The organism is Flavobacterium sp. LC2016-01, assembly GCF_009711135.1.
GTDB lineage: Bacteria > Bacteroidota > Bacteroidia > Flavobacteriales > Flavobacteriaceae > Flavobacterium.
Genome location: NZ_WMIC01000009.1, coordinates 54133 through 74711, shown reverse-complemented (window position 1 = coordinate 74711; position 20579 = coordinate 54133). Strand labels below are relative to the sequence as shown.

The 20579-nt window shown below is 33.3% G+C and carries 20 protein-coding genes; 14 read left to right on the top strand and 6 right to left on the bottom strand.

The genetic code is table 11. The features are described 5' to 3' along the window. Window positions 1-86: 86 nt before the first annotated feature. From GKZ88_RS17840 to hpt, 5 genes are all read right to left on the bottom strand, one after another. Entirely contained in the window at window positions 87-2231 is a 2145-nt protein-coding gene (locus GKZ88_RS17840) for a S46 family peptidase (RefSeq protein WP_155103694.1), read from the bottom strand. A 179-nt stretch (window positions 2232-2410) separates the two neighbouring features. Then, the gene (gene obgE / locus GKZ88_RS17835; RefSeq protein ID WP_155103693.1) at window positions 2411-3412 is read right to left on the bottom strand and encodes a GTPase ObgE; all 1002 of its coding nucleotides are present in this window, start codon (window positions 3410-3412) and stop codon (window positions 2411-2413) included. Between the two features lie 103 nt (window positions 3413-3515). Then, window positions 3516-4790 carry a hemolysin family protein gene (locus GKZ88_RS17830; RefSeq protein WP_155103692.1) on the bottom strand — a complete coding sequence of 425 codons (1275 nt, stop codon included), beginning with the start codon at window positions 4788-4790 and terminating at the stop codon, window positions 3516-3518. 203 nt (window positions 4791-4993) lie between these two features. Continuing rightward, window positions 4994-5566 (bottom strand): adenylate kinase, encoded by a 573-nt coding sequence (locus GKZ88_RS17825; RefSeq protein ID WP_155103691.1) that lies wholly within the window; start codon window positions 5564-5566, stop codon window positions 4994-4996. 71 nt (window positions 5567-5637) lie between these two features. Then, window positions 5638-6168 carry a hypoxanthine phosphoribosyltransferase gene (gene hpt / locus GKZ88_RS17820; RefSeq protein ID WP_155103690.1) on the bottom strand — a complete coding sequence of 177 codons (531 nt, stop codon included), beginning with the start codon at window positions 6166-6168 and terminating at the stop codon, window positions 5638-5640. 166 nt (window positions 6169-6334) lie between these two features. Here hpt and GKZ88_RS17815 point away from each other — a divergent pair, with 166 nt between their 5' ends. The 9 genes from GKZ88_RS17815 to GKZ88_RS17775 all read left to right on the top strand — a co-directional run bounded on the left by GKZ88_RS17815 (window position 6335) and on the right by GKZ88_RS17775 (window position 15971). Further along, window positions 6335-7606, top strand: a complete 1272-nt coding sequence (locus tag GKZ88_RS17815; RefSeq protein ID WP_155103689.1) for a sorbosone dehydrogenase family protein — start codon at window positions 6335-6337, stop codon at window positions 7604-7606. A gap of 222 nt (window positions 7607-7828) precedes the next feature. Further along, complete coding sequence (locus GKZ88_RS17810; protein ID WP_155103688.1) at window positions 7829-9931, top strand: TonB-dependent receptor; 2103 nt, start codon at window positions 7829-7831, stop codon at window positions 9929-9931. A 19-nt stretch (window positions 9932-9950) separates the two neighbouring features. Continuing rightward, entirely contained in the window at window positions 9951-10505 is a 555-nt protein-coding gene (locus tag GKZ88_RS17805; RefSeq protein WP_230392547.1) for a hypothetical protein, read from the top strand. Window positions 10506-10692: 187 nt separating this feature from the next. Further along, window positions 10693-11850, top strand: coding sequence for a 5-(carboxyamino)imidazole ribonucleotide synthase (locus tag GKZ88_RS17800; RefSeq protein ID WP_155103687.1), 1158 nt, complete (start codon window positions 10693-10695; stop codon window positions 11848-11850). A gap of 111 nt (window positions 11851-11961) precedes the next feature. After that, window positions 11962-12447, top strand: coding sequence for a 5-(carboxyamino)imidazole ribonucleotide mutase (gene purE, locus GKZ88_RS17795; protein ID WP_155103686.1), 486 nt, complete (start codon window positions 11962-11964; stop codon window positions 12445-12447). A gap of 161 nt (window positions 12448-12608) precedes the next feature. Beyond that, the gene (locus GKZ88_RS17790; RefSeq protein WP_155103685.1) at window positions 12609-12836 is read left to right on the top strand and encodes a hypothetical protein; all 228 of its coding nucleotides are present in this window, start codon (window positions 12609-12611) and stop codon (window positions 12834-12836) included. Further along, the gene (locus tag GKZ88_RS17785) at window positions 12837-13124 is read left to right on the top strand and encodes a type II toxin-antitoxin system RelE/ParE family toxin (protein ID WP_155103684.1); all 288 of its coding nucleotides are present in this window, start codon (window positions 12837-12839) and stop codon (window positions 13122-13124) included. Between the two features lie 36 nt (window positions 13125-13160). Beyond that, a complete protein-coding gene (locus GKZ88_RS17780; RefSeq protein WP_155103683.1) occupies window positions 13161-15188 on the top strand; it encodes a M3 family metallopeptidase in 2028 nt (675 codons plus the stop codon). A 123-nt stretch (window positions 15189-15311) separates the two neighbouring features. Then, complete coding sequence (locus GKZ88_RS17775; protein WP_347343894.1) at window positions 15312-15971, top strand: ElyC/SanA/YdcF family protein; 660 nt, start codon at window positions 15312-15314, stop codon at window positions 15969-15971. 143 nt (window positions 15972-16114) lie between these two features. Here GKZ88_RS17775 and GKZ88_RS17770 read toward each other — a convergent pair whose 3' ends face one another. After that, a complete protein-coding gene (locus tag GKZ88_RS17770) occupies window positions 16115-17377 on the bottom strand; it encodes a sodium:proton antiporter (protein ID WP_155103682.1) in 1263 nt (420 codons plus the stop codon). A 137-nt stretch (window positions 17378-17514) separates the two neighbouring features. Between GKZ88_RS17770 and GKZ88_RS17765 the strand changes: the two genes are divergently transcribed. The 5 genes from GKZ88_RS17765 to GKZ88_RS17745 all read left to right on the top strand — a co-directional run bounded on the left by GKZ88_RS17765 (window position 17515) and on the right by GKZ88_RS17745 (window position 20548). Further along, window positions 17515-18018: a MarR family transcriptional regulator gene (locus tag GKZ88_RS17765; RefSeq protein ID WP_155103681.1), complete on the top strand. Its 504-nt coding sequence runs from the start codon at window positions 17515-17517 to the stop codon at window positions 18016-18018. A 469-nt stretch (window positions 18019-18487) separates the two neighbouring features. After that, entirely contained in the window at window positions 18488-18931 is a 444-nt protein-coding gene (locus tag GKZ88_RS17760; protein ID WP_155103680.1) for a hypothetical protein, read from the top strand. A gap of 2 nt (window positions 18932-18933) precedes the next feature. Further along, window positions 18934-19281 (top strand): hypothetical protein, encoded by a 348-nt coding sequence (locus GKZ88_RS17755; RefSeq protein WP_155103679.1) that lies wholly within the window; start codon window positions 18934-18936, stop codon window positions 19279-19281. A gap of 19 nt (window positions 19282-19300) precedes the next feature. After that, entirely contained in the window at window positions 19301-19687 is a 387-nt protein-coding gene (locus GKZ88_RS17750) for a hypothetical protein (RefSeq protein ID WP_066033505.1), read from the top strand. Window positions 19688-19765: 78 nt separating this feature from the next. Next, entirely contained in the window at window positions 19766-20548 is a 783-nt protein-coding gene (locus GKZ88_RS17745; protein ID WP_155103678.1) for a fatty acid desaturase, read from the top strand. The last annotated feature ends 31 nt before the right edge of the window (window positions 20549-20579 follow it).

The window sequence follows — 20579 nt, the reverse complement described above, 5'->3', positions numbered from 1 at the left end:
GGATGGCATACTTTTTCAAAATTAAAAACAATAAAAAACCCGATAGCTTTAAAACTATCGGGTTTAATTTTATAAATAAATTGAGATTATTTAGCAATCGTCAATTCGTCAATTATATTTTTCGCTCCGGCGTATTTGTCAATAATCCAAAGAACGTAACGAATATCAACGTTGATTGTTCTTTGCAATTTAGGATCAAAAATAACATCTCCAGCCATAGCTTCGATATTACCGTCAAAAGCAATTCCAATTAATTCTCCTTTTCCGTTAAGAACCGGTGAACCAGAATTTCCTCCAGTAATATCATTGTCTGTCAAAAAGTTTATTGGCATATATCCTGCTTTATCAGCATATTGTCCGTAATCTTTTGTCTTGTTTAATTCTAACAAACGAGCTGGCAAGTCAAATTCCTGATCTCCGGCTTTGTATTTTTTAACCATACTTTCCATTGTAGTATAGTTGTTGATTTTTGCATCATTACGAGGATCAGCAGGCAAAGCGCGAACTTTTCCGTAAGTCAATCTTAAAGTAGAGTTTGCATCTGGATATTTGATAGCATTTAGTTTCGATTCTCTTAAACCTTCAACTAATTTGCGGTATGCAATTGCAAATCCATCATCAGCTTTTGCCTGATCATCTGTTTTTGCACGGGATTTAGTCAAAAGATCATTAGAAATAATATAAAGCGGATCGTGAACAATCGCTAATGGTTTTGGATCAGCTAAAAATGCCAATACTTTTTCTTTATTCGTAAAATAACTAATTTCAGTTGCTTTTGCTACATCAGCAGTAAAATCACCATTATTAGCCGCTTTCATTTTTGCGATTTCTGGAGCAAGTCCGTATTCTGCAGCTTTAGCAGCATATAAATTTAACTGCGCAGTTAAAACATCTTTTTCTAATGGCTCATAAAAATTACCATAAATATTATCTACCAAAGTGTTGATCTTTGGCAGTAATTCAGCTCTTTTCGCATCATTTTCTTTATAGTAAGCAATCAATGCATTACCAAGATTTGCCGGACCAGCAGCATAACTTGATGTACGTAAAACTTGAGATAAATAATTATCGTGACGCGCTTTTAAGTTCGTTTCTCTGTAATAATCATTAATTGTCGGAATTACGTTTTCGTATTTGTCTTTATTAGCCGGTTTGCTTGCCCACTCATAAAATTTATCTTCTTGTTCTGCTTTTGCATCTGCCGTACCGGCTTTTGTTAAAGCATCAATCATACCTTGACGGTTTTTCCAGTAATTTGCAGTCGAAGCATATTTAGAAGCATACTGTAAACGAACAGTCGCGTCTTTATCCATATACTTTTTCATTTGGTCCATTCCGGTTTTTGCACCTTCAACCCAAGCAGGATATGCGAATTTTACATTTTGCTCAATGCCGCCAGCTGGCATCCATCGGTTTGTTCTTCCTGGATAACCAAGAATCATTGCAAAATCATTTTCTTTTACACCTTTAATACTTACAGGCAAATAATGTTTTGGCTGTAAAGGCACATTGTCTTTTGAATAGGTTGCAGGATTTCCGTCTTTATCAGCATATACTCTGAACATTGAGAAATCTCCTGTTTGACGAGGCCATTCCCAGTTGTCAGTATCTCCACCAAATTTACCAACACTTTCTGGCGGTGTTCCTACTAAACGAACATCGGTGTAATCTTGGTAAACAAAATAGTAATATTCATTTCCTTGAAAGAAAGGACGAACAGAAACAGTGTATTTTCCGTTTTCGCTGTTTTCTTTTTCAATTAAACTGATTTCTTGCTGAATGATTTTGTTTCTTTCCGTTTCTGTCATCTGATCATTTACTTTTGACAAAATTCTTTTAGAAACATCATCCATACGAACAAAGAAACGTACGAATAAAGATTTTGGTTTCAATTCTTCTGAACGATTTTTTGCCCAAAACCCATCTTTCAAATGATTTTGCTCGGCAGTTGAAAGTTCTGCAATCGCACTATATCCACAGTGATGATTCGTTAGTACCAAACCACTGTTAGAAACGATTTCAGCAGTACAACCTCCATTGAATTGTACAATTGCATCTTTTAAACTGTGGTGATTAATACTGTAAATTTCTTCGGATGTTAATTGAAGTCCCATTTTCTCCATATCTCTATGGTTCAATCTTTCGATAAACATCAAAAACCACATTCCTTCATCCGCTCTTGCAGGAAAAGCCATTAGGCACATGGTTAAGAATAAAACTATTTTTTTCATGTTATTTTATTTAAGTGATGCGAATATAAAGCATTTTCACAATTATCTCAACCCAAACAATCCTAAAATTAAAAATCACAATAGATTTTTACTCGTTTATTACGAATTTAACATTATAAAACAAAAAAAAAGGTGCTCTGAAAAACAGAACACCTTTTATATATAATTGTATTACTTTTCTACTCGTTAAGCATTTTCCAAAGTCTATCTTTCAAGTCTGTAAGCCCTTGCTGTGCAACAGATGAAATAAACATATACGGAACATCTTTAAAAGAAACATCCAGCTCAGCTTTTAATTCGGCTTTTAGTTCGTCATCCAGCATATCGCATTTTGAGATTACTAAAAGACGTTCTTTGTCTAACATTTCAGGATTATATTTCGTTAACTCATTAACCAAAATATCATATTCTGCTTTAATATCTGGCGTATCAACAGGAACTAAAAATAACAAAGTTGAATTACGCTCAATATGACGCAAGAAATAATGTCCTAAACCTTTTCCTTCAGCAGCACCTTCAATAATTCCCGGAATATCAGCAATTACAAAAGACTGGAAATCTCTGTAAGCTACAATTCCTAAGTTTGGTTTTAAAGTTGTAAAAGGATAATCAGCAATTTTTGGTTTTGCTGAAGTTAAAACAGACAATAAAGTAGATTTTCCTGCATTCGGAAAACCAACTAAACCAACATCTGCCAGAACTTTAAGTTCCAAGATAACATCCATTTCTACACCTGGTAAACCAGGTTGTGCGTATCTTGGCGTTTGGTTTGTTGAACTTCTAAAATGCCAGTTTCCTAAACCTCCTTTTCCTCCTTTTGCAAGAATTCTTTTTTCTCCGTGTTCTGTAATTTCAAAAAGTGTTTCTCCAGTTTCTTTGTCTTTTACAACAGTTCCCAGAGGTACTTCAATAATTTTATCATCTCCGTCTGCACCTGTACTTCTGTCAGATCCTCCGTCTCCTCCGAAACCTCCTTTAATGTGACGTGCAAACTTTAAATGAAATAATGTCCAGAGTCCTTTATTTCCCACTAAATACACATGTCCTCCACGACCTCCGTCTCCTCCGTCTGGACCACCTTTTTCAATAAATTTCTCTCTATGTAAATGCGTAGATCCTTTTCCTCCTTTTCCGGACGAAACAAATATCTTAACGTAATCTACAAAATTTCCTTCTGTCATTTTTGTTTGTTTATGTGGAGTTTCAAGGTTCAAGTTTCAAGTTTCAATCCAGATAGCTATCGGGGCTGAAACTTGAAACTTGAAACTTAAAACAAAATTCTCTCTACTCTTTAAGCGCTTTTACAAGCACTTTATCAATTTTAACGCCATCCATGTCGATGACTTCTAAAACGAATTTTTGCCAGACTAATTTTTCGCCTTCTTTTGGAATATGCGAAAGCTCGGTCATAATCATTCCGCTTACAGTGTTTACTTCGTAATCGTTTGTGAGTTCATCTAACTCAAAATACGTTAAAAAGTCGTGCAATGAATAATGTCCGTCAACCAGCCATGATCCATCTTCTCTTTCTATAAGCTGAAATTCATCTTTGTAAAATTCTGATGCATCACCAACTAAAGCTTCCAAAATATCATTCAACGTAATCATACCTTGAAAAACGCCATATTCATCTGAAACTAAAGCGTAATGAACGCCTGTTTTTTTGAAGTTTTCCAACGCTTTGTATGCTGTTGTCTGCTCCATTAAATAAGGCGCATCGGTCATTATTGAAGCCAAATCAAAATTATCATTTTCGATATGGGCAAAAATATTTTTTAACGTTACAATACCAACAATATCATCATAGTTGTGATTGTAAACCGGATAAACAGTATGTAAATCCTGAACTATTAAATCTTTAATTTTAGCTTTATCTTCTTTTAACGGAAGCATATCAACAGATTTTCTGTGCGTCATTAACGAACTTACTTTTCTGTCTCCAATATGAAAAACACGTTCTACAATATCTTGTTCAATTTCTTGAACTTCGCCAACTTCAGTTCCTTCTTTTATGATTGCTTTAATTTCTTCTTCGGTAACTTTTCCGTCAGCGGTTGGTTTTATCTGAAGAACATTCAGCAAAAAATCGGTCGAAGATGTTAAGAGCCAAATGAAAGGCGCCGTAATAATCGAAATCACTTTCATTGGCATTGCAAACATTTTTGCTATCGTTTCTGGATAATTTAATCCAATTCGTTTTGGAAGCAATTCTCCTAAAACCAATGAGAAAAAAGTTAAAACAACAACAACAATCCCAACTGCGATGGAATGCGCGTAAGGTTTTAAAACTGCAAAACCAGAAACAAAACTTTCAACATCTATTGTAATTTTATCACCACTGTAAATACCGGTCAAAATTCCGATTAAGGTAATTCCGATTTGCACTGTTGACAAAAATTTGTTTGGAGAATTAGCAAGATCCAGCGCAATTTTAGCTCCTTTATTTCCTTTTTTCGCTGCTGTTTCAAGTCTGTTTTTCCTAGCCGAAATCAATGCGATTTCTGACATCGAGAAAACTCCGTTTAATAGTATTAGAAAAAATATTATTAGTATTTCCAATGTTTAGTAGATTCGTTATTTGTTTGGTTCGTTATAAATATTATGGTATTCTTATTCTTTTTTAGCCCAGATGGAAGTGGAAAGCCCGGAGCTAAAAAAACTAATTTTTCCTGCCAGAAAACAGCGACCGGAGGAAGCTCGTTTTATGGTTTGGAAAAATAGTTTTTTTAGTGAGGACTTGTAACGTACAGCTGGATTAGCTTCTACAAATTATCTATAACTGACGTTAATCTTTCTGTAATTTGCTCAATTGTTCCAATACCATCTACGGCATGAAATTTATTTTGTTCTTTATAATATCCAATTAATGGAGCTGTTTTTTCATTGTACTCCTGATATCTTACACGAATTTTTTCTTCGTCTTGATCATCAGCTCTTCCGCTTGTTTTTCCTCTTTCTAGTAAACGTGCTACTAAAATTTCGTCATCAGCTTCTAAAGCAATTGTAGCAGTAACGCTTGAACCAATTGTTGGCAAAAATTTATCTAAAGCCTTAGCCTGATCAATTGTTCTTGGGTAACCATCAAACAAAAATCCTGCTGTATCAGGGTGTTTTTTTACTTCATCAATTAACATTGCAGTTGTTACTTCGCACGGAACTAATTCTCCGTTGTCCATAAAAACTCTTGCTTTTTTTCCTAGTTCAGTATCATTTTTTAAATTGAAACGAAAAATATCTCCTGTTGAAAGGTGCGTTAAATTGTATTTTTCTTTTAAAAATTCTGCCTGAGTTCCTTTTCCTGCACCAGGCTTTCCGAATAAAACGATGTTAATCATAATGACTGTTAGTGTTGTGACTTCTTACTTTAAGAAGTTTAAAATGAATATTATAGTTGTGTTTGTTTTAATTATTCAGCTAATTTATAAATCTCTGTCAGGTTTCTTCCAAGACCGTCATAGTCTAATCCATAACCAACAATAAATTTATTCGGGATTCTGATTCCGATATAATCGATTTTAATGTCTTTTTTATAGGCTTCTGGCTTAAAGAACAATGTTGCAATTTTAAAATGCTTTACATTTCGTTCTTTAAATAAATGTTTTAACTCTTCGATTGTGTTTCCGGTATCGATAATGTCTTCAATGATAACAACGGTTCTGCCCGTTAAATCCTGATTGATTCCTATTAATTCTTTAACCGAATTTGTGCTTTCGGTTCCTTCATACGATGCCATTTTGATAAATGAAACTTCGCATGGTTTTTTATATTTTTTCAAAAAATCGGAAACAACCATAAAGGCTCCGTTTAAAACTCCAATAAAAATTGGTGTATCATCTCCAAAATCGTCTTCTACCTGAGCCACTAATCTGGTTAAAGCAAAATCAATTTCTTTAGCCGAAATAAACGGAACAAATTGTTTATCGTGAAGTTGTATCATTATTTTTAAATTTAAAATAATGGACAAAGATACAGAATTACAACTTAACTGTAAGTATCAAAATAAACTGTATGAGTATTTTTTAAGCACATTACGCACATCTTTTCGAAAAAAATCTCTTTAATTTTAGTAAATTGAGGCCTTTTAAACTTTAATACAAACCTCAATGAAAACCACAATACAAATCTTTTCGGCATTCTTGATATTAACAGCATGTCAAGGACAAGTAACAAAGGAAGAAAAAGAAGCTTTATCTAAACAACCTTCAAATGTTGTAAAAACCGCAATAGGCGATCTCACGCTGCCGCCGCCATACGCAACCGAATCAAAAACAAAAAACAGTAAAGTGATAGGCTGGCCCGAAGGAAAAACGCCAACGGCACCAGAAGGTTTTACGGTTACAAAATTTGCTGACGGCTTCAATAATCCTCGCTGGTCTTATATTGGTCCAAACAATGATATTTTTGTTGTTGAAAGCGGTACAAGAACGAGTAAAAACCAAATTATAATTTTGCGCGACAAAGATAAAGACGGAACTTATGAAACTCGTGAAGTTTTTTTACAAGGCCTTAACCGACCTTTAGGAATGTTAATTTTAAAAGACTTTTTTTATGTTGCAAATACTGACGGACTTTATCGATATCCATACAAAAACACACCACTAAAATTAGAAACTCAGGGAACTAAAATTGTTGAACTGCCAGCTGGTGGATACAACAATCACTGGACGAGAAGTTTGCTTGCTAATCCTGACGAAACAAAAATTTATATTGGTGTTGGCTCAGGAAGCAATGTTGGAGAAAACGGAATGGATAAAGAAATTCGCCGCGCTGCCATTTTAGAAATCAACCCTGATGGAACTGGTGAAAAAATTTATGCTGACGGACTTAGAAACCCAATGGGAATGGACTGGAATCCGGCCAACAAAAAAGAACTTTGGACTGCAGTAAATGAAAGAGATGAACTTGGCGACGATTTAGTTCCAGATTATATTACGAGTGTAAAAAGAGGCGGTTTTTACGGATGGCCTTATTCGTATTTTGGAAGTATTCCTGATCCAAGATTGAAAGGCGAACGAAAAGATTTAGTGAAAAAAGCTATCGTTCCCGATGTTCCTGTTGGTGCGCATACCGCTTCTTTGGGATTGGCTTTTTATACTAAAGAAGCTTTTCCTGCAAAATACAGAAACGGCGCTTTTGTTGGTCAGCATGGTTCTTGGAACCGTTCTAAAATTTCAGGTTATAAAGTGCTTTTCGTTCCTTTTAAAGACGGAAAACCTTCAGGAAAACCGGAAGATTTTTTAACTGGTTTTATTTCTGATAATGATAAAGCCGAAGTTTATGGACGCCCGGTTGCGGTTACTGTAATGAAAGACGGATCGCTTTTGGTAAATGATGATAGTGGAAATACAATTTGGAAGGTTACTGCGAATAAGTAAATTCCAATTCTAAAGCTGTCGGAAAAAATTCCAAATTCCAAACGCAATACTTTTAAAACACATAGAAACATAGATTTTTGTTTCGTAGAATAAAGATTGAAAAGAAAACCCGTTTTCACACATAGATGGCTATGTGAATTTAAATAAGTGAAACGCCCTTTTTGCCTCAATAAATGCTATGTTTCTATGTGTTAAAAAACTCGCCCTTAATTTCAATTCTTTATGATTTCAAAAAAATATTTTCGTCTTCTTTTTGTGCTTTTTGTTTCCCTAAACATTTTTGCTCAGGAAAAAGAAGTCCGAAATATTGATTCTGTCAAAACTCAAAAACTAAATGAAGTTTTAATAAGTCCGCTTCATATTAATCGTGATTTGCAAAACAGTCCGGCTTCGATTGGCATTTTATCTGAAAAAGAATTACTTCGAAATAACACCGCAGATATCAGCAATGTCATCAATACGATTCCCGGAGTTTTTATGCAGTCATCCAATATTACGACGACCCGAATTTCTATTCGCGGCATTGGTGCCAGAACTCCGTACGGAACTAATAAAATCAGAGCTTTTTACGGAACTATTCCGCTGACTTCTGGAAACAGCGAAACGGTTATTGATGATATCGATCTTCAAAATATCAACCAAATTGAAATTATAAAAGGTCCGCTTTCCAGCATTTACGGCGCAGGTTTGGGCGGTGCTATCTTGATTTCGCCTCAAACATTAAAAAAAGGCAATTATCAAACTGAAGTCAGCACTGTTTTTGGTTCTTTTGGATTATTGAAAAACAGAGTCAGTTTTGATTTGAATGAAAAAAGCAGTTCTCTAAGTCTGAGTTATCACAATTTAAAGACTGATGGCTGGCGCGAAAACAGTGCTTACAATCGGGAAGGAATTACGCTTTCTGGTGAATTATTTCGAAAGAAAAACAGCAAACTGACCTACTTTTCCAATTACACTTATTTAAAAGCTTTTATTCCGAGTTCGATTAACAAAACCACTTTTGAAAATAATCCGCAGGCAGGTGCACCAACTTGGGTCGCTTCAAAAGGATTTAAAGAATACAAATCGACTTTGGGCGGATTGGCTTATGATTTCAAACTAAACGATCACCTCAATAATTCGACTTCCGTTTTTATTAATTATAAAGACAGCAACGAACCGCGACCTTTTGATATTTTGCGTCAATATACTTTTGCTTCGGGTGCGAGAACTCAGTTTTCGGGAGATTTTAAAATCGGAAAAATCAAAAATCAATTTATTGGTGGGTTAGAATATTTCAGAGATAATTACAGCGGAAATACTTTTCAAAATCTCTATCAACAAAATAACGGAAACGGAAGTTTACAAGGCAATCAACTTACAGCAACGAATCAAAAAAGAGATTTTTATAATATTTTTTCGCAAATAAGAACTTTACTTTCTGATCAATTTGAAATTCAGGCAGGCTTAAATTACAACAAAACTAAATTCGAACTTCAAAATGATTTTCCCGCTTCCGCGAATAATCCGAAAGAAGAATATAGTTACGACGGTATTTTTTCGCCACAGCTTTCTTTTTTATATAAATCGAATGAAGTTCAGACCTTTTATTTTTCTGTAAGCCGAGGATTTTCTCTTCCCGCAACCGAAGAAACTTTAACCAGCGCCGGAAACATCAATCAAAACATTAAACCTGAAACGGGTTATAATTTTGAATTGGGTGGAAAGCTTCATTTCTTCAACAAAAAACTTTATACCCAAATTGCCATTTATAGAATGGAAATTAAAGATTTGTTAGTTGCCAAAAGAATTGGCGACGATCAATATGAAGGCGTAAATGCTGGAAAAACTTTTCATGAAGGAATCGAAATTTCGTTAAATCACAATTGGCCAATAAATCGAATTTTCACTTTAAATTCTTATATCGGAACTTCAATTGGAAATTATGAATTTAAAGAATTTGTCGACAAAGAAAATGATTTCTCAGGAAACAAATTAACAGGAGTTCCAGCAAACACCGCAAACGCGGGTTTTACTTTAAACACGAATTCTGGTTTTTATTTTACTGCCGATTTTCAGTTTACCGATAAAATTCCGATGAACGATTCCAATGCTGATTTTTCAGATTCTTATTCTCTTTTAAATTTAAAAACAGGTTATCAATTTGAAATTTTATCTGGTTTAAAAGCGCATCTCGACGCTGGTATAAATAATGTCACAAATGAGAAATATGCTTCAATGATTCTCACCAACGCAACTGCAGTTGGAAATGCACAGCCAAGATTTTATTATCCGGGATTACCCATAAATTATTACGGAATTATCGCATTAAATTACTTATTTTAGCTTAGTATTTAAATATCAAATGATGCTTTCTGAATTGCAAAAAAAACTGGATTATGTAAATGCTTATAGAGAAAATCGTCTTAAAGCTGCACAAAATGTTTTAGAAAACCCTTCCCTTTTTAATGAATTGGTTTCGATTTGTTTCTCGCCTGAAAACAAAAACAATCATAAAGCCTGCTGGATATTAGAATTTGTATCTTATGAAGAATTGCTTTGGCTCCAGCCCCATCTTGATTTTTTCTGTTCGAATTTGAAAATTTTAAAAGACGAAAGTGCCATTCGGCCAATTGCAAAAGTGACACAGCTTTTGATTAAGTCACATTATAAAAAAGATGAAAATTGCATTTCTCTTTCCGAAAATAATTTACAAGATATTATCGAAGCTTCTTTTGATTGGCTGATAAACGATGTCAAAGTCGCTACGAAAGCATATTCTATAAGAACTTTATATGTTTTGGGGAATCATTACGACTGGATTCATCCTGAACTAAAAATCATTCTGAACAAAGATTATGGCGATCATTCTCCCGCGTATAAAGCCGTTGCGAAAGAAGTTTTGAAGAAAATAAAATAGTATTTTAGTTGCCACGAATTACACAAATTTCCACGAATTAATCTTTCATTGAATCTAAAAAATTAGTGGGAATTTGTGTAATTCGTGGCAAACAAAAAATCATACTAATCTTTTAATCTGTGGCGAAAAAAACTAAATTTTGGCTAAAAAAAGATTAAAAGGTATCTTTGCAAAAACACAACACAAAATGAATTATTTTTCTTCTGATTTTAAATTAGGAATATTAGGCGGAGGACAATTAGGTAAAATGCTTTTGTTCGACACTAGAAAATTTGATATACAAACTTACGTTCTGGATCCAAGCGACGAAGCACCGAGCAAAATTGCCTGCAATAAATTCTTTCAGGGCGATTTAATGGATTATGAAACGGTTTACAATTTTGGAAAACAAGTTGATGTTCTGACTTTCGAAATCGAATTGGTAAATCTTGAAGCCTTAACGCAATTAGAAAACGAAGGTCTAAAAGTATATCCATCTCCAAAAACTTTAAAAGGAATTCAGAATAAAGGAACTCAAAAAGATTTTTATACCGAAAGCAATATCCCGACAGCATCATATTTACGATTTGGAAGTCCAGCGCATTTGCAAAAATCGGTCGGAAATAATGAAATCACCATTCCATTTGTTTGGAAATGTACCGAATTTGGTTACGACGGAAATGGCGTAAAAGTGATTCGTCAAATTTCTGATATGGATGATTTGCCAAATGTGGAATGTATTGCAGAAACTATGGTTCCGTTCAAAAATGAATTGGCCGTAATTGTAGTAAGAAATCCATCAGGCGAAATCAAAACCTATCCTGTTGTTGAAATGGAATTTCATCCAGAAGCCAACCAGGTTGAATATGTAATCTGTCCTGCAAGAATTGATGAAAAAGTAGCCGAAAAAGCAAGAGCAATTGCCTTAAATGTTTCTGAAAAATTCAATCATGTTGGACTTTTGGCTGTTGAAATGTTCCAAACTCAGGAGGATGAAATTTTAGTAAATGAGGTTGCTCCTCGCCCACACAATTCTGGACATTATTCAATTGAAGCAAGTTATACTTCACAATTCGAAAATCATTTACGTGCTATTTTAGATCTTCCGTTAGGAAATACGGACAGCAAAGTTGCCGGAGTTATGGTAAATTTGGTCGGTGCAGAAGGATTTTCAGGCGATGTCGTTTATGAAAACATCGAAACCATTTTAGGATGGAACGGCGTTACACCACATATTTACGGTAAAAAACAAACACGTCCCTTTAGAAAAATGGGCCACGTTACGATTGTAAATAGTGACATGCAGGAAGCAAGACGAATTGCTGAGGAAGTTAAGAATACTATTAGAGTGATCAGTGGTCAGTAATTTTTAGTGGTCAGTTTTTAGTCGCAATATTCAGTTAAAACTAAACAAACAGTGTTTACAGTTTGCAACAACCTGAAACTTTAAACCTGAAACAAAACAAACAAAAAACACATGAGCAAAGTAGCCATTATAATGGGAAGCATCTCCGACATGCCAGTTATGCAGGATGCAATCGACATATTAAAACAATTTAATGTAGAAGTTGAAGTAGATATTGTTTCGGCACACAGAACGCCGGAAAAATTATTCGATTTCAGTAAAAATGCACATACACGCGGTATTTCGGTAATTATTGCCGGAGCTGGTGGAGCAGCACATTTACCAGGAATGGTCGCTTCAATGTCGCCGCTTCCTGTAATTGGAGTTCCTGTAAAATCAAGTAATTCTATTGATGGCTGGGATTCGGTATTATCTATTCTACAAATGCCAGGCGGCGTTCCAGTTGCCACTGTAGCTTTAAATGGAGCAAAAAATGCCGGAATTTTAGCGGCACAAATCATCGGAAGCCACGATAAAAAAGTTTTAGAAACTATTATTTCTTATAAAGAAGAATTGAAAGTAGCGGTTAATAAAGCAGCTGAAGGTTTGAAAAAATAATTTCACAGAAATACACATATAAGACACAGAGGCACACAATTTTTTTGTGAATCTCTGTGTTTTTTCTTTGAGAAATTTTGCGAAATAATCCACATCGGAATTATTAACTAATCCTTATAAAAATTTCTAAAAGAAAAACTTAACTTTGAAAAAAAAGCAAAATGAACATTCAAACTTCTAAAATAGAACTGGCAAAAATTGTTTTAGACATTGATAATCCCGATTTAATTCAGGAAATTGTGGATTTAATTCAATCCAAAGAAAGCCTTTCAGAAGAGCAAAAAAACAATATAAATGAGGCGATTTATTCTTTAGACAATAATGAAGGAATTCAGCATGATGTTGTAATGGAAGAAACCAAAAATCGTTATTCAAAATATTTTAAATAAATGAATGTAATTTGGGCTCCACAAGCTAAAAAAGACTTTTGGAACAACATTGATTATTTAGAAGCAGAATGGTCAGAAAGAGTTGCTCTTAGTTTCATCGAAAAAGTAAATACCACTATAGAACTTTTAAAAAATGACAATGTTTTATTTATAAAAACAAACTTCAAAAGCGTTTATAAAATTGTCATTACCAAACAAATTTCACTTTATTACCGTATCGAAAACACTAATTTAGAATTACTTCGTTTTTGGAATACTTTTCAGGATACGAAGAAATTTAAATTATGATTTTCTAATTTTATATTTTTAAACAGCATAAACAATATGAGCGTATTAACACAATACTTTAACACCAAACATAATACTGCACCTTTTTCGCAAATTAAAATCGAAGATTATGTTCCCGCTTTCAACGAAGGAATTGCTTTGGCTAAAGCCGAAATCGATGCAATTGTAAATAATCCAGATGCACCGACTTTTGAAAACACCGTTGTTGCAATGGATTTTTCAGGCGATATTTTAGATCGTCTTTCGAGTATTTTCTTCAATTTGAATTCGGCTGAAACGAATGACGAAATGCAGAAAATTGCTCAGGAAGTTTCACCTTTGCTTTCAGAATTTGGAAATGACATTACATTAAACGCTGCTCTATTTGCCAAAATAAAAGCGGTTTACGATCAAAAAGAAAATCTGAATTTAAATCCGGAGCAAACGACTTTATTAGATAAAAAATACAAAAGTTTCTCCAGAAACGGAGCCAATTTACCCGAAGATAAAAAAGATCAATTAAGAGAAATCGACAAAGAATTATCAAGATTGAGCTTGCAGTTTGGCGAAAATGTTTTGGCAGAAACCAATGCTTTCGAATTGCATTTGACTAATGAAAAAGATTTAGCCGGTTTACCAGAAGGTACAATTGAAGCAGCAAGATTATTAGCCAAAAATCAGGAAAAAGAAGGCTGGATTTTCACTTTAGATTATCCAAGTTATGTTCCGTTTTTGACTTATGCTGACAATCGCGAATTGCGTAAAAAAATGGCGATTGCGTTTGGCGCAAAAGCGTTTCAGAATAATGAATTCGACAATCAGGAAAATGTTTTAAAAATTGCCAAACTGCGTTTTGAAAGAGCTAATTTATTAGGTTACAAAACACACGCACATTTTGTTTTGGAAGAAAGAATGTCCGAGAGTCCGGAGAAAGTTTTCTCTTTTTTAAATGATTTATTGGCAAAAGCAAAACCTGCGGCACAAAAAGAATTTTCAGAATTAACGGCTTTCGCAAAAGAACTGGACGGAATCGAACAATTAGAGAAATGGGACGGTGCCTATTATTCTGAAAAATTAAAACAGCAGCTTTTTAATTTAGACGATGAAAAGCTGAAACCTTATTTTCAATTAGAAAAAGTATTGGACGGCGCATTTACAGTTGCCAAAAAATTATACGGCTTAACTTTTACCGAAGTTTTTGATATTGACAAATACCACGAAGAAGTTACCACTTATGAAGTAAGAGATGCTGAAAATAATTTGGTTTCGATTTTCTATGCTGATTTCTTTCCAAGAAAAGGAAAAAGAAACGGCGCTTGGATGACTTCATTCAAATCACAATATATTAAAGACGGCGTAAACGAAAGACCACACATTTCGAACGTTTGCAATTTTACAAAACCAACAGAAACAAAACCATCTTTATTGACTTTTAATGAAGTGACCACTTTATTCCACGAATTCGGACATGGGTTGCACGGAATGTTAGCCAACACGGTTTATCCGAGTTTATCTGGAACTTCTGTTTTTTGGGATTTTGTAGAATTGCCAAGTCAGATTATGGAAAACTGGTGTTACGAGCCGGAAGCTTTGGCTTTGTTTGCGAATCATTACGAAACGGGAGAAATCATTCCGATTGAATATGTGCAAAAAATTAAAGAAAGTGCCAGTTTCCAGGAAGGTTTAGCAACGTTGCGCCAATTAAGTTTTGGATTATTAGACATGGCTTGGCACGGACAAGATCCAACAAATATTACCGACTTAAAAGCTTTTGAAACAGAACAATTTGCCAACACGCAATTGTATCCTGATGTAAAAGAAAATGCGATGAGTACTGCATTTTCTCACATTTTTCAAGGCGGCTATTCTTCTGGATACTACAGCTACAAATGGGCAGAAGTTTTAGATGCTGATGCTTTTGAATATTTTCAGGAAAAAGGAATTTTCAATAAAGAAGTTGCTACCAAATTCAAAGATAATGTGCTTTCAAAAGGAGGAACAGAACATCCGATGATTTTGTACAAACGTTTTAGAGGTCAGGAACCTAAACCTGAAGCTTTGTTAAAAAGAGCAGGATTACTATAAAAATTTTAGATTTTAGATATAAGATTTTAGATTAAAACCGAAGCGAAAATGCTTCGGTTTTTTATTTGATTTTACTTTACCTATCTTAGCATTTTTCGAATCTTAATCTTACAAAAATATACCGTGAAAAAATACTTCAGAATCTTGCTTTACTTTTTTCTTATTGGATTAATTGCTGTTATTTCAGTGAATTATTATGTAAAATCTTCAACTAAAACTAAAATTCATTATTCGGTAAAAAAGTTTCCTAAAAATGATGTCGGAATTATTTTTGGCGCGGGAATCAAGGAAAATCAGCCAAGCAAATATCTAAAAGATCGTTTAGATGCTGGAATTATGCTTTGGAAAGCAAAACGTATCAATAAAATTTTACTTTCGGGAGATAATGGCCGTGATGAATATGATGAATTAACGGTTATGAAAAAATACTGTTTTGATCATGGAGTTGATACCACAAAAATTTTTATTGACTATGCAGGATTTGACACATATTCAACCATGTATCGTGCAAAACATATTTTCAAGATTAAAAAAGCAACGTTGATTTCTCAAGAATATCATTTAAACCGTGCGATTTACATCGGACAGAAACTCGGAATAAAATCGGTTGGTTTTTCTGCAAACAATGGTGAATATCTAGGCTATAAATATGTGACTTTTAGAGAATGTGGTTCTATTTTCAAATCTTTTTTTGATGTTTTGAGAAATAGAGAACCTCATTTTTTAGGAAATCCAATTGATATTAATGGTGTTTCAAATTATTCTAAAGACGATAAACGATAAAAATTAATAAACATATCGCTCCTCTGGAGCAGTCTAAAAAAGGACTGGCTCATTTTTGAAACAGTCCTTTTTTAAGTTTTAAAAATAAAATCTTTATTCTTGATTCTATTTTCTTTGTTCTATTTTCTATGTTCTATATTCTATTACTCTTTCTCCAAAACTCTTTTCGCTAATTTCCCAACAGTTAAGCCTTGCACAACAATTGAAAATAATACCACAATATAAGTGACTTCTAAAAGCAGGTTTTTATATTCTCCTTCTGGCATTGAAAGTACCAAAGCGATAGAAACTCCGCCACGAATTCCTCCCCAAACCAAAACCATCAAAGAACCTTTGTTGTAAGCCGATCTGATTCCGAAAAACTTGAATATATCGAAGAATTTCCACGGTAAAACTATAGAGGCAATTCTCGAAAATAAAACGATAAAAATAGCAACAAAACCTGTTACTAATTGTTTATTTAAATCGGGCAGCAATAGTAATTCGAAACCAATAAATAAGAATAAAATAGCATTTAATATTTCATCTATAAGTTCCCAGAATTTCCCTAAATAATCTTTAGTTACTTCGCTCATCGCGACTTTTTTACCGTAATTTCCAATAATCAATCCAGCAACAACCATTGCTAGCGGACTAGAAACGTGTAAACTTTGAGCAATCAAAAATCCTCCCATTACGATGGAAAGCGTTATTAAAACCGAGACTTTATAATCGTCAATTCTCTTCATAACCTTTGATGCGCTAAATCCAAAGACAGCTCCTAGTAAAAGTCCGCCAATTCCTTCTTTTGCAAAAAGCCAAGCAATAGAACCAAAACTTACATCAAAAGTTGGATCGGTTGCCATTTTCAAAACAACAGCAAACATGACTACCGCAACTCCATCATTAAATAATGATTCACCAACAATTTTGGTTTCGATTCTCTTCGGAACTTTTGCTTCTTTTAAAACGCCCAAAACTACGATTGGATCGGTTGGAGAAATCAATGTTCCAAAAACCAAACAAAATATATAAGGGATTTTTATTCCTAAAAGTGGTGCGACATAATAAAGTAAAAGAGAAATAATTAAGGCTGACAATACTACACTTACTGTAGAATAAATCATAATCGGCACTTTCTGTTCTTTGAGATCTGACATGTTTACGTGCAGTGCGCCTGCGAACAAAAGAAAGTTCAACATAGCTCCCATTAAGATTTCGTTGAAATCAAATTCTTTTATCAAATCAAAAAAATGTTTGGTAGTAGCAGGAAAATAAGAATCTCCTAAAAGACGAATTCCTACTGAAACCAACATTGCAATAATCATAATTCCAATAGTTCCCGGAAGTTTTAAAAATCTTAAATTTAAATAGGCGAAGAAAGAAGCCAATACAATAAGTACTGAAAAGGTGTAGTATAATTCCATAAAAGTGATTTTTACAAAAATAGCTGTATCATTATTTAATCGGAAATTTCGGAGCTTGAATTAACATAACTTTATAATCCACAAAATAAGTTTCAATTATTTTTGAAAGTTTAAAAACTTTTACTTACATTTGATCCATGGAATTCAAAGAAGCAAAAAATAAGTTTGTACAAACCTGGGGAGCATTAGGTTCTCAATGGGGAATTAATAAAACGATGGCACAAATCCACGCTTTATTAATGGTCTCAAACGAAGCTGTTTCTATGGAAGATATAATGGAAGAATTACAGATTTCCCGCGGAAATGCCAGCATGAACATTAGGGCATTAATGGATTGGGGAATTGTATATAAAGAATTTAAAGCTGGGGAAAGAAGAGAATTTTTTACTGCTGAAAAAGATTTAGATGAATTGGCCGCTAAAATTTCAAGAGAAAGAAGTAAAAGAGAAATCAAACCGGCACTTAAAATCTTAAAAGAAGTTTCGACCATCGAAGCCAAAGATTCGGAAGAAGAAAAACATTTTGTGGATCAGACCACTAAGCTATATGATTTCGTTTTAAAAGCAGATAATATGTTAGATAAAATGACTGAATTCAATGAAAACTGGTTAGGAAAATTGATTATCAAAATCATGAAATAAAAAAATTTAATCAAAACTTTCAATTTTTTCTGAAAGTTTAAAACAATCAATAACTATGATACCAACAAAAAGCATCAATAAATTAGCTATAATAATCTGCTTTCTATTCTATTTAACATGTTATTTACGTTTTGCGGGACAAGCTTTTTTACTCCTAATACAATCAATTTCGGCAATTTTTTTAACTATTGAAATCTTTCCAAAACCAAATAATTATAAAATTAAAAAACAGATAAAAACCTATTGGGCAGTTACAGTTTTAAATGCCATTATTCTTTTTTCGTTTTTTAATTACATTATGTGGAATGATTTTTTACAAGTCGTTTTCGTAACTATAATCCCGAATATCACTGCAATTTACTTTTATCGAATATTGATTAAGTGCGAGAATTTAGGCTTTGTACACTGAAAATTGTTCCAGGTTTTTATTCTCAAAATCATCAAAAAAAATTTAAAAAAAACAAAAACTATGAACTTAACTATACCAAATTGGTTAATAATTCTAAGCGGAATTGGCCAAATATTTACAGCACTTATTTACCCATATATCCGTCACAACGTTTTTGACTGGTACAATGATGTAAAACAACTCAAACCCCTAAATCAGGAAATTGCTAAAACTTACGGAAGATATATTCAAGGACTAAACTTTTGTTTTGGATTAATTGCGATCGTATTTACAACTGAACTAAAGGAACAATCAGCTTTGGCAGTTGCATTAACGGGGCTAATTGCTTTGTATTGGGTTGGAAAAGTTGCTACTCAAATTGCATATTATCCAATGTATCAAATTCCGCAGAAAATAATTTTCAAAATTGGGAGCTATTTTATGAATACACTTTTTGTATTGTTTGCAACAGTAAATTCAGCGTTGTTCATTTATAATTTAATTGGTCATTATAAACTGCTTTGATTATGAACTTCAACATTATTGGGTATTTAATTTACCTCAGCATTACAACTTTCATCATTCTAAAAGTTGGAAAAATCTGCTATAACAACGGAAATATTTATGTTGCAGATTTAATCCCAAATCACGCTGACGTTTGTCAAAAAATAAATCAGGTTTTGCTTTTGGCTTATTATCTTTTAAATATTGGTTATTGCGCCATGACATTGATTTCCTGGCAAAAAATTATTTCTTCCACTCAGTTGATTGAAACAATTTGTATAAAAACAGCTGTCATAATTTTTATTATTTCAGTTCTGCATTATTTCAACATTTTAATTATAACAAAATACATTCAAAAATTAATCAAATAACAACTAAAACCCTAATATCATGGAAACTACAAAAATCTTAATCGGTTACGGAATTTATCTGCCAGTTGCTTTATTTTTAACTTATTATGTTTCTAAAACGCTTTTTAAAAATGGGAAAATCTTTATGCTTGACATCTTTAAAGGACGCGAAGAAATCGCTGAGGCAACCAACAAACTTTTTGAAACCGGATTCTATCTTTTAAATATTGGTTTTGCCTTAATGATTTTAGAATTGCAATTAAATCAGGACAGTTATCAGGAATTAATTGAAAGATTAAGTTATAAAATTGGAGGATTTTCTATCTATCTTGGTATCATGTTATTCTTCAATTTATATTTCTTTTTTAGAGGAAAAAGAAAAGCTAAAGAAGCTCAAAGAGAAGAAAGATTAGTTTTTAAAGCTTAACATCATAAACAAACCCGACAGGTTTTATCCCGAGGCTTCGGGACTGTCGGGTTTTAAAAAAATCCTAAATCATAAAAAATGACACATCAGGAAATACTCAAAAAAGTGCAGTGGAAAGATTTAAAAACGCTCAGCTTTAAAGAAATGCTGATTGAAAACAACTTGACCATTCCGTGGTTTTTAATTTCTATGACGCTGGCCTATTTTGGATATTATTTATTTGCTCTGCCTTTTTCAGCTTTTTTCTTTTTAGCTGGTTTGAGACAAGTTCATAATGGTTTTCATAATTCATTAGGGACAAATAAACTTTTAACGTGGTTTACTTTGTATACGAACAGTATTTTATTGATGGTTTCAATTCATGCCGTCAAATTCAATCATATTCGTCACCATAAATATTGTTTGTCTGAAGAAGATTATGAAGGAAAATCAGCTCGCATGACTTGGTACGGCGCTATACTTTATGGCCCAATTCATATGTTTTTGATTCATAAAGTAACATTGCAGAAAGGAAATAGAAATTATGTGAAGAATGTAATTTTAGAATTAGTTTCTATTGCTGTCGTAACATTCCTTATTTTTTATTTTCAAATCCATTTTTTGATTTATCATGTAATAATTATGGTTTTCGCCGAATTTCTAATGGCTTTTTTCGCGGTTTGGACGGTGCATCATGATACAGAAGAATCTCCAGAATTTGCGAGAACACAACGTGGAACGTGGAAAAACAAAATCACATTTAGCATGTTTTATCATTTAGAACATCATTTATTTCCAGCAGTTCCGACTATCAAACTGCCGGAACTGGCAAGAAGAATTGATGAAGCACTTCCTGATATTGAGAAAAAAAATACTTTTTAAATTGTAAAATATAGTTTGCTGCTAATTCCCT

What these genes read in the sequence shown, in the direction of transcription:
- GKZ88_RS17790 (WP_155103685.1), top strand. Translation starts at nt 12,609, where the DNA reads ATGAACATTCAAACTTCTAAAATAGAACTGGCAAAAATTGTTTTAGAC.
- GKZ88_RS17785 (WP_155103684.1), top strand. Translation starts at nt 12,837, where the DNA reads ATGAATGTAATTTGGGCTCCACAAGCTAAAAAAGACTTTTGGAACAAC.
- GKZ88_RS17815 (WP_155103689.1), top strand. Translation starts at nt 6,335, where the DNA reads ATGAAAACCACAATACAAATCTTTTCGGCATTCTTGATATTAACAGCA.
- GKZ88_RS17765 (WP_155103681.1), top strand. Translation starts at nt 17,515, where the DNA reads ATGGAATTCAAAGAAGCAAAAAATAAGTTTGTACAAACCTGGGGAGCA.
- GKZ88_RS17810 (WP_155103688.1), top strand. Translation starts at nt 7,829, where the DNA reads ATGATTTCAAAAAAATATTTTCGTCTTCTTTTTGTGCTTTTTGTTTCC.
- GKZ88_RS17755 (WP_155103679.1), top strand. Translation starts at nt 18,934, where the DNA reads ATGAACTTCAACATTATTGGGTATTTAATTTACCTCAGCATTACAACT.
- GKZ88_RS17745 (WP_155103678.1), top strand. Translation starts at nt 19,766, where the DNA reads ATGACACATCAGGAAATACTCAAAAAAGTGCAGTGGAAAGATTTAAAA.
- GKZ88_RS17760 (WP_155103680.1), top strand. Translation starts at nt 18,488, where the DNA reads ATGAACTTAACTATACCAAATTGGTTAATAATTCTAAGCGGAATTGGC.
- GKZ88_RS17750 (WP_066033505.1), top strand. Translation starts at nt 19,301, where the DNA reads ATGGAAACTACAAAAATCTTAATCGGTTACGGAATTTATCTGCCAGTT.
- GKZ88_RS17800 (WP_155103687.1), top strand. Translation starts at nt 10,693, where the DNA reads ATGAATTATTTTTCTTCTGATTTTAAATTAGGAATATTAGGCGGAGGA.
- obgE (WP_155103693.1), bottom strand. Translation starts at nt 3,412, where the DNA reads ATGACAGAAGGAAATTTTGTAGATTACGTTAAGATATTTGTTTCGTCC.
- GKZ88_RS17825 (WP_155103691.1), bottom strand. Translation starts at nt 5,566, where the DNA reads ATGATTAACATCGTTTTATTCGGAAAGCCTGGTGCAGGAAAAGGAACT.
- purE (WP_155103686.1), top strand. Translation starts at nt 11,962, where the DNA reads ATGAGCAAAGTAGCCATTATAATGGGAAGCATCTCCGACATGCCAGTT.
- GKZ88_RS17805 (WP_230392547.1), top strand. Translation starts at nt 9,951, where the DNA reads ATGATGCTTTCTGAATTGCAAAAAAAACTGGATTATGTAAATGCTTAT.
- GKZ88_RS17770 (WP_155103682.1), bottom strand. Translation starts at nt 17,377, where the DNA reads ATGGAATTATACTACACCTTTTCAGTACTTATTGTATTGGCTTCTTTC.
- GKZ88_RS17840 (WP_155103694.1), bottom strand. Translation starts at nt 2,231, where the DNA reads ATGAAAAAAATAGTTTTATTCTTAACCATGTGCCTAATGGCTTTTCCT.
- GKZ88_RS17780 (WP_155103683.1), top strand. Translation starts at nt 13,161, where the DNA reads ATGAGCGTATTAACACAATACTTTAACACCAAACATAATACTGCACCT.
- hpt (WP_155103690.1), bottom strand. Translation starts at nt 6,168, where the DNA reads ATGATACAACTTCACGATAAACAATTTGTTCCGTTTATTTCGGCTAAA.